At 42.1% G+C, this 12,614-nt stretch carries 13 protein-coding genes; 4 read left to right on the top strand and 9 right to left on the bottom strand.

Translation table 11 applies throughout. The features are described 5' to 3' along the window. Window positions 1-89: 89 nt before the first annotated feature. Window positions 90-731: a tRNA (guanosine(46)-N7)-methyltransferase TrmB gene (gene trmB, locus ACNO7B_RS13570; protein WP_007501825.1), complete on the bottom strand. Its 642-nt coding sequence runs from the start codon at window positions 729-731 to the stop codon at window positions 90-92. Between the two features lie 189 nt (window positions 732-920). On the opposite strand from trmB, the gene ACNO7B_RS13575 reads away from it, so the two are divergent. Continuing rightward, on the top strand, window positions 921-1,196 hold the full coding sequence (locus tag ACNO7B_RS13575) for a YtzH-like family protein (RefSeq protein ID WP_017358323.1): 276 nt from the start codon (window positions 921-923) through the stop codon (window positions 1,194-1,196). Here ACNO7B_RS13575 and ACNO7B_RS13580 read toward each other — a convergent pair. From ACNO7B_RS13580 to thpR, 4 genes are all read right to left on the bottom strand, one after another. Then, a complete protein-coding gene (locus ACNO7B_RS13580) occupies window positions 1,193-1,993 on the bottom strand; it encodes a phosphotransferase family protein (RefSeq protein WP_170916852.1) in 801 nt (266 codons plus the stop codon). The two genes, ACNO7B_RS13575 and ACNO7B_RS13580, sit on opposite strands and share 4 nt — an antisense overlap. A 284-nt stretch (window positions 1,994-2,277) precedes the next feature. Beyond that, window positions 2,278-3,207 carry a YegS/Rv2252/BmrU family lipid kinase gene (locus ACNO7B_RS13585; protein WP_007501831.1) on the bottom strand — a complete coding sequence of 310 codons (930 nt, stop codon included), beginning with the start codon at window positions 3,205-3,207 and terminating at the stop codon, window positions 2,278-2,280. 47 nt (window positions 3,208-3,254) lie between these two features. Further along, window positions 3,255-4,190, bottom strand: coding sequence for a hypothetical protein (locus ACNO7B_RS13590; protein WP_417901617.1), 936 nt, complete (start codon window positions 4,188-4,190; stop codon window positions 3,255-3,257). Window positions 4,191-4,215: 25 nt separating this feature from the next. Then, window positions 4,216-4,791: an RNA 2',3'-cyclic phosphodiesterase gene (thpR, locus tag ACNO7B_RS13595; RefSeq protein WP_417901618.1), complete on the bottom strand. Its 576-nt coding sequence runs from the start codon at window positions 4,789-4,791 to the stop codon at window positions 4,216-4,218. A gap of 69 nt (window positions 4,792-4,860) precedes the next feature. Here thpR and cysK point away from each other — a divergent pair, with 69 nt between their 5' ends. After that, window positions 4,861-5,790 carry a cysteine synthase A gene (gene cysK / locus ACNO7B_RS13600; RefSeq protein WP_056705481.1) on the top strand — a complete coding sequence of 310 codons (930 nt, stop codon included), beginning with the start codon at window positions 4,861-4,863 and terminating at the stop codon, window positions 5,788-5,790. Between the two features lie 218 nt (window positions 5,791-6,008). On the opposite strand, the gene ACNO7B_RS13605 is transcribed toward cysK, so the two are convergent. Both ACNO7B_RS13605 and pepV read right to left on the bottom strand, forming a co-directional pair. Further along, complete coding sequence (locus ACNO7B_RS13605; RefSeq protein WP_410684985.1) at window positions 6,009-6,626, bottom strand: Type 1 glutamine amidotransferase-like domain-containing protein; 618 nt, start codon at window positions 6,624-6,626, stop codon at window positions 6,009-6,011. 27 nt (window positions 6,627-6,653) lie between these two features. Further along, window positions 6,654-8,054, bottom strand: a complete 1,401-nt coding sequence (gene pepV / locus ACNO7B_RS13610) for a dipeptidase PepV (protein ID WP_035391082.1) — start codon at window positions 8,052-8,054, stop codon at window positions 6,654-6,656. A 94-nt stretch (window positions 8,055-8,148) separates the two neighbouring features. On the opposite strand from pepV, the gene ACNO7B_RS13615 reads away from it, so the two are divergent. Both ACNO7B_RS13615 and ACNO7B_RS13620 read left to right on the top strand, forming a co-directional pair. Continuing rightward, the gene (locus ACNO7B_RS13615; protein WP_017358329.1) at window positions 8,149-9,447 is read left to right on the top strand and encodes an NCS2 family permease; all 1,299 of its coding nucleotides are present in this window, start codon (window positions 8,149-8,151) and stop codon (window positions 9,445-9,447) included. Between the two features lie 369 nt (window positions 9,448-9,816). Then, complete coding sequence (locus ACNO7B_RS13620; RefSeq protein ID WP_008356419.1) at window positions 9,817-10,038, top strand: DeoR family transcriptional regulator; 222 nt, start codon at window positions 9,817-9,819, stop codon at window positions 10,036-10,038. A 67-nt stretch (window positions 10,039-10,105) separates the two neighbouring features. Here ACNO7B_RS13620 and ACNO7B_RS13625 read toward each other — a convergent pair whose 3' ends face one another. Together ACNO7B_RS13625 and ACNO7B_RS13630 are read right to left on the bottom strand one after the other, a co-directional pair. Then, window positions 10,106-10,822 (bottom strand): pseudouridine synthase, encoded by a 717-nt coding sequence (locus tag ACNO7B_RS13625; RefSeq protein WP_366967990.1) that lies wholly within the window; start codon window positions 10,820-10,822, stop codon window positions 10,106-10,108. Between the two features lie 15 nt (window positions 10,823-10,837). After that, window positions 10,838-12,460 carry a putative polysaccharide biosynthesis protein gene (locus ACNO7B_RS13630; protein ID WP_017358331.1) on the bottom strand — a complete coding sequence of 541 codons (1,623 nt, stop codon included), beginning with the start codon at window positions 12,458-12,460 and terminating at the stop codon, window positions 10,838-10,840. Window positions 12,461-12,614: the final 154 nt, after the last annotated feature.

Consider the following 12,614-nt stretch of genomic DNA (forward strand, 5'->3'; position numbering starts at 1 on the left):
TAGCAAATACAAAGAAAAATCGCATGTACTAATCTTTTCATCAAAAAAGCTGACTGCAATCGTTCGTTGCAGCCAGCTTTGTTCGCTTGTTATTCAGGGAATTTTACTTCTGATCGATAGATCGGTTGTCCCATGGAAGAGAATTTCTCTTCATATTCTGTCATGACATTTCCTTCGAGACCATCCTCATGTAAATCAAGGCTCACATACGTTAAAAGGAGTCCGTAAGACGAAAAGCTTTTCAAGGAATATTCAAATAGTCCGCGGTTATCGGTTTTGAAATGTAATTCACCGCCTGGACGGAGGATCTGTTCATATCGCTTTAAAAAGGCTTTAAACGTCAACCTACGTTTTTCATGCCTTGATTTTGGCCACGGATCAGAGAAGTTCAAATACACCCGGTCAATCTCATTTTCCGCAAAGACATCTGTCAGTGTCTCTGCGTTGATGTTTAGAAGCTTTACGTTTTCTACATCTGTTTCTTTGATTTTATCGACTGCCGTCACAATGACACTTTTAAATAATTCAATGCCGATATAGTTTATCTCAGGATGAAGCTTGCCCATTCCGGCAATAAAGCTCCCTTTTCCTGTACCGACTTCGATATGGATTGGATGATCATTTTCAAACAGCTCATGCCATTTCCCTTTGTATTGTTCAGGGTTGGCTAAAGCAATATGAGCATTTTCAGCTAAATAATCATCCGCCCACGGTTTATGTCGCATTCTCAATTTGATACACCTCTATTTTCTTTACATTTTATCAAGATACCATGAAACATAAAGAGCCGCAAGACAGCATCTTATCCGCACATATGAAAAAGACCAGCTGCTAATTGGGCTGGTCTGCTTCATGTATAAAATCAAAGCTGAATGCACAGTTTAATCACATAAATGACACGCCTTGAAAGGAGCATACGTATGGGATTAAACCGCCAACATCAGCTTCAATTAATCAAAGATATTTTAACTGATCACCAGCTGGATTGCTGCGGGACTGTTGCAGAATATGAACAGGTGGGACGCGTGATTCAATTAATGCTGGCAAAAGAAGATTTGGATGCTGACGTTCGTCAGCTACTAACCGATATTTATGATTACAGCCAAAAAGGCACCTCTGTCAGTTCAATTGATGCACATATCGAAGCGCATCAATCTCATCTATCTAACTGGGTCGAGAACATTCCACTGTCTTAATGGATGTTTAACCGTTTTAAGAGTGCATGTAGCTCGGCTTGCACTTCTTTTTGCGCCTTTTCATTTCCTTTTCTTTTATGCCAAACGACAAACGAGACGGTTTCAGCCAGCACATACCATGCCATGCGTTTTCGCAAGTTGTCGGTCAGCGGAGCACCATACATAGAGAGCCAGCTTTCCCAGTTCTCTTCTTCAACATAATGGTATAAGAGCGGTCCAAGATCAATCGCTGGATCCGCAATCATTGCCCCGTCCCAATCAATTAAATAGAGCTGGTTTTCATCTGTCAGCAGCCAATTATTATGGTTGAGGTCACAATGGCATACGACCTTATCCTCGTAATGAACTGCCTCCACATGTTTCTCTAAATACTGGATGGCACGCGTGATATCATGCGAGTCAATCTGCTCTTTTAAGATCGATGCCTTGAGATGCATCAAGATCGATGCCGGGTCAAGCGAGTGCTTTTCTAATCGTTTCAGCATATCGAGCAGCTCTTTTGATGTATGAATTTTTCTTAGCTGCTCCGCTACAGGACGGTCATTCATGTCCTTTGGCTTCAGCTCTCTCCCGCTCAGCCAGTGCTGCGCAGTGATGACATCCCCATTTTCCATCCGTTTTGTCCAGACAAGCTTCGGCACAATGCCTTCAGCTGACAAAACCGCAAGAAACGGTGACGTATTGCGTTTTAAAAATAGCTTTTGGTCATTGTGTGTTGCGAAGTACGCATCTCCCGTAGCGCCTCCAGCAGGAGAGATGTGCCATTCGCTACCTAATATTTGTCCCAACCAGTTCATATCAATTTTCAACCCATCATTTCTTAAAATATTTTAAATCATGCTTTTTTAGTCGACAAAATTCAGCCGATTGAGATCAATTGGCTGTTTATTTTTTATTTATATGATCATAAAAACAAAAAGGACAGCTATTGAGAATGAGATGCTAAACAATAGCCGTCCTATAGATTTTATCGCTACCTTCTTATACTCGTCAAGCAAAACTAGAAAAACAGGACAAGAACCTTATGAAAAGGGAAGTCTTTTTTCATGTTTCTTTTGCTCGTGCGCACACTGGCTGCTTCTTAGCCACGTAATTTTAACGATCGCTCACTAGCCTTAACAAACACTGGAGTGGCGCCAATCACTTCTCCATCAGCGTGAAATAGGATTTTTTCATCTGCCTCCAAGTAGGCTTCTTCATGCTGAAAAAGGGTGACTCCCTCCATTACAAGGTGCTTTTTAAAAACCATTGCACTTAAAAATAAGAGGACTTTCAATGGATTCAAATCCGTGACAACGATTGTTTGAAATCCTGATTGCCTCGCACTTGCTTCCGGCGCTGCTTCCAGCCCGCCTCCATAATATGGGTGATTACATACAATCACAAACCACACTTGGCGAAAAACTTTTCTCTCATTTTCAATAAAAAGAGCAAGGTCAAACGGTTTGAAAGACCATAACGAATGTAGAAAGGACAGCGGGTAGATGATAAACCCGAGTTTGAGTCGGTTGAGCCACTTTTTCCCTCTAAAATGGACCGTTCTCTTCAAGACATGCGCATCAAAACCAACACCAATATGATTGAGAAAAAGAACAGATTGCGGACTTTCTGCATGATCTTGAAAGGAACCGAGAGAAAATGTTTTCGTCAGCATCCTCTTTTGTTTTCTCACTTCTTTGATCACATCATGACGCTGGATGCCCAGCCCCTTCGCAGCATCATTCCAATGACCTGCTGGGACAAAGCTTAGCTGCACATGATCAATTTCTTTCAAACCATTCAGTACTTCATGAAATGTACCGTCACCACCAATGACGATCAACCGTTTCAATCTGTCGTCTTGCATAGCGCTAATCTGTCTAGCCAAAACTTCGGCATGTCCTTCATGCTGGGTAAGAAACGATCTGTAGGAGATCTCTACCTTTTGTAATTCTTTCTCTATGCTTCTCCAAGTGCGGAGTCCTTTTCCTTGTCCTGCTGCTGGATTGACGATAAAGTACCATTCATTCATATATTAGCTCCACTCAGGTCTCATTTTTTGGTGACCTTGATATGTCTTTAATCGAGCCATTCCTGCCTTCTTTTGCTGTCTGATTCACCATAAGCGAGCAATGCCTTTGTCGCTTTGAATTGCTGGTGCTTTGTCGGCGCGGTGTTTTTCCGCTGCTTGTCAAACCAATCCTCCGCTTTCTTCTTATCGACAACCTCCATCCCGAATGGAACTTCGGGCAAATCAATATACGAAGTGCGGCTGATGAGGATTTTTTTCACAGGAAGTTCTACACCACTTTGCTGTAAAATTTTTGACACAACAGTTCCAGAGCGAAGAAGGCTTGCACAAGGGTTTAAAACGGATTGAACAGCTTTTCCCGTCGCCCGCTTTTCCCAAAAACGTTCCTTCGATCCAATATATACGCTGTCTGGCTCTGCTTCTAAGAAAGATAAACAGATGACTTCAAGCGGCGTAATGAGCACTGGACACAATTCTATCTCAGCTTTTTGAATGAGCAACACCGGCTTGTACATCACAAAATAAGAATCTGGCAGCTGCCTTGCAAGCATCCGCAGCTTTTCATCATATCGAATGTGGTGAGAGACAGTTGAAATATGAGAGATCGTCGAGCTGGCCCATTTTAATTGAACATCGTAAAGATGATCCTTAAAAAAGTGAATCAGCTTCGTTTCATCGGTAGGAACGTTTGTAAAAACACCTTGTTCTATATCTGTTGGCTCGTTAAAAAGACTCAGGTCCCGTTCCTTTTTCATATCGGCTTCTTTTTGCTTTCTTTTTAAGGAGAATTTCTTTCTCTTTTCTTCCTCTTGCTCAGGTGCTTGCTCGGTGGCTTGGTCAGCCTGCTTTTGCACCTGCTCTTTTGAAGCCTTTTTTAACTCGTCCCACCTTTGTTTTTTCAACCGAATAAACTGATTGATGTAATGATGCGGGTCTTGTTCATATCGTGATATATAATCTTGGATTTTAATAATTTGCGCCATCTGCTGCTCACTCCAACCTCTAGAATCATTTATGTAGTGTAAATTGTTTGAACGCGTGATAACGTGGGGTTTCTTTTAGACGAATTTCAAATAAAGCGATACTAGAAACCTCCATCGAGTATGGTTCTTTCCATAAGGGCGCTTGTTCTATATAGGACTGTTCTCTATTCCATTTGCGCGCAATCGTCATATGTGGATGAAAGGGTCTCTTTTCGACAGGATGACCTGCTGTCAAAACGGCTGCTTTCACCTTTTCTCTTAGATCCATCAAAGGCTTACTTTCATTAGGCTTTGCAAAAAAGACTCTCGGCCGCTCCTTTTGACCAAATACCCCTACCTCATTCAGCTTCAGCGGGAAAGCAAACACCTCATGAGACAGCTGTGCAAGTAGCTCAGAAATCTTATTTAAACGGTCCTCTGGAATCGCACCTAAAAACACAAGGGTGACATGATAATCAATGGGTGCTGTCCATTTTTGAAAGGAAAGTCCGCTCCTCTTGTCTATATCCGCTTTTATTTGATGCGCAAGTTGTTCAGGGATTGGAATCCCGATAAAATAATGACGGCTTTCAGTCATATCTTCACCTGTCCTTTTTAACAAACTTTACGAATCCCCATTGATGATAGTATAACTAAAGTAATGCGGAATGAGAAGAAAGGGTGTCACATGATGAAGGTTGCACAAAATATAGCTGAATTAATAGGTCATACACCACTTGTAAAATTACAGCGCCTTCAGCCAGAACATGGCGCTGCTGTTTATTTAAAACTGGAATCATTTAATCCTAGCGGAAGTGTAAAAGATCGGGCTGCTTACAATATGATCCTTGAGGCAGAAAAACAAGGAAAGCTCACAAAAGGGGCAACGATTATTGAACCAACAAGCGGGAATACAGGAATTGGCTTAGCGATGAACGCTGCTGCAAGAGGCTACAAAGCCATTCTGATCATGCCTGACACGATGACCCAAGAAAGAATCAATATTTTAAAGGCATACGGCGCACAGGTCGTTTTAACCCCAGGGGAGGAAAAAATGCCAGGCTGTATTCGCAAGGCAGAAGAATTAGCTGCTCAAATTCCTAACAGCTTTATTCCCATGCAATTTGACAACGGTGCGAACCCCGATGCTCATAGAGGGACAACGGCTGTAGAAATTATCGATGCAGTGCAACAGATCGGGCAGCCGCTTGCCGCTTTTGTCGCAACTGCTGGAACGGGCGGAACCATTACAGGCACTGGAGAGGAACTCAAAAAAGCATTCCCGGAATTGACGATACATGTGGCAGAGCCAAAGGGGTCTCCTGTTTTATCAGGCGGGAAACCTGGCAAACATAAGCTTGTTGGCACAAGTCCAGGATTTATCCCACATATTTTAAACGAACAGGTGTATGATGAGATTGTGCAAGTGAGTGATGAAGATGCTTACGACATCACACGAAAGCTCGCCCGTCTTGAAGGTATTTTAGTCGGTCCATCATCTGGTGCGGCATGCTATGCAGCGATTGAAGCAGCCAAGCAAATGCCAAAGGATCACATTGTCATTTGTATGACAGCAGACACGGGTGAACGTTATTTATCAAGTGATGTGTTTCAAGATTAAAAAAGGAACAGGGTATATGCTCCTGTTCCTTTCAGATTGTTGACAAAGGGCTAAAATGAACTTGATTTTAGCCCTTTGTCTTCTTTTCAGCGTGATAGAAAACCTTTGAAGTCTAGGAAGGACGAGCACTGGCACGGAGCGAATTTGACATTCGTGAGTACCAGCGCGCAGGACTGACAAAGAATGCGAGGGTTTGTCTACACGCTGAAAGGAACAACTCAGACCGTCTTGACCTCAGTCTGTTCGCCTGTCACAAGTAAAACTTGTTCATCAGTGAGCGGGCATAAAGAGAGCGTATTTTGATCTTTCTCTATGATGTGCTGCGCGGCTTCACCTAAATAAGGATTGTTTATATGCGGTACCGGATAGCTGCTAATCTCATCGAATCCTTCAAAGGAAGATAATTCTGGCGCTTTCTCCTGATCATCCATCAGTGAGATGTATTCAATGCTTGGTCCCATGATAATACTCCCCGCAGATTCTCCGATATACAGCTTGCCTTTGCCGATCTCTTCTTTCAATACACGATCGAGCCCGTGCTTTCTTAATTCTTGCAGCAAATAAAAGGTATTGCCGCCAGATACATACATGACATCATTCTTCCTAATGATCTGTGTGATCTCTTGAACTGTTTGCCCGGTCAGCTGAACAGTCTCTACACGCATTTCTAATTGATGAAAGGCTTCTTTTGCTGCATCGACATAGTGCGTGACTTCTTCCACTTCACTGGCTACCGGAATGAATGTCACACTTTTTCCTTTTAAGGTGTCGCCTGCAAAGTCAGACAAGAGAGAATAGCTATCTTTGAATGAAGAGCATAAGAACATTTTTTTCACGGTGAATCCCCTCTTCTCTTTCCTTTTTTATTTCGCCAATTCATACATGGCTTGTGCATATAGCGCAGTTGCTCGTAGTAAATCATCGATTTCGATATATTCATCCTTTTGGTGTGCGCAATCAGGTCTTCCAGGGAATAGAGGGCCAAAGGCAACACCTGCTTCTAATGACCTTGCATACGTTCCTCCCCCAATCGCAATAAGATGGGCAGGATCTCCTGTTTGTTCTTCGTAGACACGCTGTAATGTTTTCACAAGTGGATGGTCTTTTGAGACATGATGAGGGGGACTGTCATCAAATTTCTCAATCGTTGCCCCTTTTATTCGTTCAATCCCTTTTTTGACTTCCTCACCGTCCGCTGTTACGGGATAGCGGACATTCAGTCCAAGCTTCGCTTCTTCGTTTTGCGAATAGCGGATTGTGCCAACATTCAAGGTCAAGTCACCACTAATATCATCTTTACAAGCGATGCCGAGTTTTTGTCCTCTTGTGTCTTGATCAAATAAGGCATTAATTTGTGATGTAAAAGCGAGCCCTCTTTCATCTAATTCATGCGCACATAAGAAATTCGCCATATGAATGCCCGCATTTGTGCCATTCGCCGGCTCCATTGCATGAACTGATACACCTTTTAATGTGAATGTCAGTCCATCTGCTGTATGGTTTGTCTCACCGGTTAACTGATTTTCCGCAAGATAGGCTGCAAAAGCCGTTTTTAAGGCTTCAGCATCGTGATCATTTGCTGCTGCCACAATCGCGCGAGCCTCATCTGGGACCATATTGAGACGCATGCCTGATGTGAATTGCTTGAGGATGTAACGTTTGTTTTCTTCTGATTGTTCGTATGTAAAGGATACGATGGCATCTATGATCCCTTTTTCAGCATGAATAATTGGAAAATCAGCATCTGGCGCAAAGCCAATTTGTGGCATCGCCTCATGCTTGAAATAGTGATCGACGCAGCGCCAATCGCTTTCTTCATCTGTGCCAATGATGATTCGAATCTTTTTCGACAGCGGCAGACCGGCATCTTTTAACATTTTCAATGCGTAAAACGCCGCCATGGTCGGCCCTTTATCATCAATGGCTCCTCTTGCAAAGATTTTATTTTCTCTTATGTCCGCTGAAAATGGCGGGGTTGTCCAGTCGTCTCCCGCAGGCACGACATCCACATGACATAGCACACCGACGATATCTTCGCCTTCTCCATATTCAATATGACCAGCATAACCATCAACATTTTTCACTTTGAAGCCCTCGTCCTGCCCTTTTTTGAGCATATACTGAAGAGCCTCATCCACTTTTTCACCGAACGGTTTTCCTTCTGTGCCGCCTTCTTCATCCAAGACACTTTCAATTTGTAAAAAAGATTGTGTATCCTGAATCAAACTGTCTTTTTTTCGTATGACTTCTGCTTCCCAATTCATTTTTCCATTCCTCCTTGAAAAAAGGTTGCAATCCACCCTTAAAACGAATATTATATTAAGTGTTTTGTAATAATGTTCGTAAATGGAGGATTTTATGTTTCAGTTAAAAGAGAACCAAACCAACATAAAGAAAGAATTACTCGCTGGTATGACGACATTTTTTACGATGGTATATATTGTAGCCGTCAATCCAGGAATCCTTTCAGATGCAGGCATTCCTTTTGACCAAGTCTTTACTGCAACCATTATCGCTGCTGTTGTCGGTACCCTCTGGATGGCACTCTTTGCAAACTATCCGATTGCCATTGCACCAGGTATGGGGCTGAATGTCTATTTCACCGTCACTGTTGTCGGTGGTGGGGGTCTCAGCTATCAAACAGCATTTAGTGCGGTATTTGTTGCTGGAATACTCTTTATCATTTTATCGTTAACATCCCTTAGAAAACAACTCATTGAGGCGATTCCAGATAATTTAAAGTACGGGATTACAGCAGGTATCGGACTATTTATTGCATTCATTGGGCTAAGACAGTCTGGGATCATCACTGCTGATCCACAAAACCTTGTGAAACTAGGCAATCTAAGCTCACCTGTTGTCATTTTGACACTCGTTGGTTTAATGATTTCTGTCATATTAATGGTTCTTCAAGTGAATGGAGCGCTGTTTATCGGCATGTTAGCAACCACGTTAATTGCACTTGCAACAGGCCAGCTTCATTTTCCTAAAGTGTTAGTGGATACCCCAGCACTGCCTGAAGGAATGCTGATTACAAATCCATTCGCTGCGTTTGGCGATGTATTTTCCCATCACTTGTATGCTGTTGTCTTCTCCTTTTTACTTGTGACGATTTTTGATACAACAGGAACAATGATCGGGGTTGCGGAACAAGCAGGTTTAATGAAAAATGGTCAGCTCCCAAAAGTACGCAGAGCCTTACTTGCTGACTCTGCTGCGACGACAATTGGCTCAATGTTTGGAACAAGCCCAACCACAGCTTACATTGAATCATCATCAGGAGTTGCCGCTGGTGGAAGAACTGGACTGACCTCTTTAACTGTTGCTGCATTGTTTATTGTGGCCTTGTTTTTTGGTCCGCTCGTTCAAGCCATTTCGTCTTTGCCGTCCATCACTTCACCTGTCTTAATCATTGTCGGCTGTTTGATGATGAATTCAGTGTCACGTATTCGCTGGAATGAGCTTGACGAAGCATTTCCTGCTTTTCTTGTGATTCTTTCCATGCCGCTGACATCTAGCATCTCTACAGGAATTTCACTAGGATTTATTTCATATCCACTTGTGAAGCTGGCAAAAGGAAAATGGAAAGAAGTGCATATTCTTGTGCTCATTTTCGCCGTCTTATTTTTCGTGCAGCTCTTTTTCTTAGAAGGATAGCCAAAATAAAAAGACACATTTCTCATTTGAATGTGTCTTTTTTGTATGAATGATTTTTTATTTTGTAAATTTTCTGTGTTTATTTTTTGATCTTTCTTAAGTGGTAAACTTCTTTATACGCCTTGTGTTTATTGGGTTGTAACCGGATTCAAATCATGATATATAACATAATTTCATTCATAAAGACAAGTTTAAAAACACGTAAAGTTGACTTTTTGGTGGAACTAGATGCATAATAACGTGTATAATAGAATAAAACATTAAGAAACACGAACATTTACCATTGTTGCATGTCCTTATGTCGCAGTTTTAGTGTAGTAAGTTGTGGTTAGTCAAGTCCATCCGATCTTATTGATAGGGAGTGGTTTTTTGAAACCTTCAACAAACCGTATGATGACTCGAATAAAATCAGTTTATATGTTCATTCAAGAGAAAGGTCTTGTGACGACACAAGAACTGGTTGATGAATTCGGGATCACACCTAGAACCATCCAAAGAGACTTAAACGTGCTTGCCTATAACGATCTTGTTCATAGTCCAAGCAGAGGCAAATGGGAAACAACGAGAAAAAAAGTAAAAATATCATCATAAGCGAATAATGAACTTCCATATAACAAAAAGAACCGGCGATATGCCGGTTCTTTTCATTTTCTCTATATTAATCACGATTGATTAAGCTGTCTAACTCTTCCTCCGTCAATTCACGGTATTCTCCAGGCGCCAAATCTTCGTCTAATGAAACAGCTCCCATCGAGAGCCGTTTTAAAAAGATCACTTCATTGCCCACTGCTTGTGCCATCAGCTTCACTTGATGGTACTTCCCTTCAGTAATCGTTAAACGGATTCGTGTATCTGCCTCTTGGTTGGCATCTACTTCAACCTTCGCCGGCTTCGTTCGGTAGTCGTCTAAAATCACAACTCCCTCTTCAAGACGAGTGATGTCTTGATCTCCAAGCGGGTATTTCAGATGAACTTCATACGTTTTCGGGACATGCTTTTTCGGAGATAACAATTGATGAGCAAGCTGGCCGTCATTTGTAAGGAGGAGGAGACCGACTGTATCCTTATCCAGTCTCCCCACAGGGAATGGCTCCCTTGCAATATCCTCTGGCTCTAGTAGATCGACAACCGTCTCATCTCGCAGATCCTCCGTTGCTGAAATGACACCGTCTGGCTTGTTCATCATGAGATAAATGAATTCTTTATACTCTACACGCTCTCCATGCACGAGCACTTCATCATTTGTTGGATCGACATGATCTTTCACCTGCTTCGCCACTACTCCATTCACTGTGACAGCCCGGGCCTTGACCAGCTTCTTTACATCTTTCCTTGAACCAAAGCCGGTATTGGCCAGCAATTTATCAAGCCTCATGCTTCTCCACCTCTTCTAACTCTTTTTTCTTAAAAATGATGGCATCCGGCTGCCAAGTACACGCTCTAACAATCCAACTTTATAAGATAAGAACATATACACACCGCCGCCAGTGATCATTGAAATCAAAATAACAATACCAGCTTGTATGATTCCGCCTTCATATGAAATGACTTGACTCACAAGCTGACATGTCACATAAGCCACTACAGCCATGATTGCCGTTAAAATACCAATTAAAATAAACCGTTTGAAAATCCTGCGGAACGAATAGCCTGCATGGCGCTTGATCATGATGAACATATACAAAATCGAGGCACTGTATCCTAATGCCGTTGCAAGCACAGAACCGTTTCCTTGCAACCAGCTAATCAGCGGGATATTGAGAACCGTTTTAATGATGATCCCTAACAAAAGACTGACGATCGCAAATTTTTGTTTGTTAATCCCTTGTAAAATCGCTGCGTTAATGGTGAATAAAGAAAACAGTAACGCAACAGGTGCATACCAAAACAAAATAGAAGTCCCAATCTCAGGATGCACAGATGGATAGAAAAACCAATAAACTGGTCCAGCCAATGCCGAAATACCAAATGAAGCAGGCAGAACGAAGAATAAAATGACCTGCATCGTTTGATCAATTTGCCGATTCAACAGCTTGTAATTACGTGCTGTAAAGGATTCCGTAATGGTTGGAATCAATGTTAAACCAAATGCAGTTGCAAGTGACACAGGAATCATGACGAGCTTCGGTAAATATAACGTCACAATAGACAGGACCGCTGTACTAATATCCTGATGTCCTGATGCAATCATTGCTCTGTTAATTGTATTTGTATCAATATAAGAATAAATCGGAATGGCAAGCCCAACAAACACATAGGGTGCTGCATAACTGAACAGCTCTGTAAACATTTGCTTATAAGATAATCCAGAATAGTCCCCTGTATTCGGCTGCATTGCCAAAAGCCGATCTTTCCGCTTCAGCCAATATAAATAAAGCGTAAATAGACCGCCAAACGCACCAATGAGTGCGGCAAATGTGGCATAACCAACCGCAATAACAAGACCGCCGTCAAGCACTTTTAAAATGATAAACGTCGCTGTTAATAGGAAGATGATTCTGACAAGTTGTTCGATGACTTGGGAAACAGCTGTCGGGCCCATCATCGAGTGCCCTTGGAAAAACCCTCGCACAAGACTCATAATGGGTACAACCAATAGACCCAAACTGACCATCCGAATCACATAAACCACTTGATCGACCGTCAAACCGCCCGTTTCATTCGATCCTCCAAGCTGAATCTTGGCAAAGATCGGTGCGGTCAAATATAAAATAGAAAAGGCGATAATACCGGTGACAAGCATGACCGACATACCCGCCCTGAACATTTTTCTTGTTGTCTCATAATCGCCGATTGCATTATATTTAGAGACGAATTTCGATACCGCTGTTGGAAAACCGAGCGTAGCAATACTTAAAAAGATCGTATACTGATTGTATCCATATTGGAATAGCGCACCACCAGTCGCTCCGACCATTGCGCTAAATGGAATTAAGTAAATCATACCAAGAATACGAGAGAGATAAGTCCCTATCGTTAAAACCAACGTACCACGAAGCAGTTTATTAGACATGCGCTTAACCACCATTTTTCTAATGAATATTCAACTTAACTATTTTAACACATCATTTCATCGCACAGGTAACAAATCCAATACAGAAGTCACAAAACCAATCAATTCATATTTCAGCCTTCCCCAATCTTCGTTATAATAGAGAAATGACTGA

Origin of the sequence: Bacillus sp. AK25, from assembly GCF_048270685.1 — a bacterium.
GTDB lineage: Bacteria > Bacillota > Bacilli > Bacillales > Bacillaceae > Bacillus > Bacillus altitudinis.

Excerpts from the sequence above, each read along its gene's own strand:
- ACNO7B_RS13625 (WP_366967990.1), bottom strand. The coding sequence starts at position 10,822 with ATGAGGCTTGATAAATTGCTGGCCAATACCGGCTTTGGTTCAAGGAAA.
- ACNO7B_RS13590 (WP_417901617.1), bottom strand. The coding sequence starts at position 4,190 with ATGGCGCAAATTATTAAAATCCAAGATTATATATCACGATATGAACAA.
- ACNO7B_RS13580 (WP_170916852.1), bottom strand. The coding sequence starts at position 1,993 with ATGAACTGGTTGGGACAAATATTAGGTAGCGAATGGCACATCTCTCCT.
- ACNO7B_RS13585 (WP_007501831.1), bottom strand. The coding sequence starts at position 3,207 with ATGAATGAATGGTACTTTATCGTCAATCCAGCAGCAGGACAAGGAAAA.
- ACNO7B_RS13615 (WP_017358329.1), top strand. The coding sequence starts at position 8,149 with ATGTTTCAGTTAAAAGAGAACCAAACCAACATAAAGAAAGAATTACTC.
- cysK (WP_056705481.1), top strand. The coding sequence starts at position 4,861 with ATGAAGGTTGCACAAAATATAGCTGAATTAATAGGTCATACACCACTT.
- ACNO7B_RS13575 (WP_017358323.1), top strand. The coding sequence starts at position 921 with ATGGGATTAAACCGCCAACATCAGCTTCAATTAATCAAAGATATTTTA.
- pepV (WP_035391082.1), bottom strand. The coding sequence starts at position 8,054 with ATGAATTGGGAAGCAGAAGTCATACGAAAAAAAGACAGTTTGATTCAG.
- ACNO7B_RS13630 (WP_017358331.1), bottom strand. The coding sequence starts at position 12,460 with ATGTCTAATAAACTGCTTCGTGGTACGTTGGTTTTAACGATAGGGACT.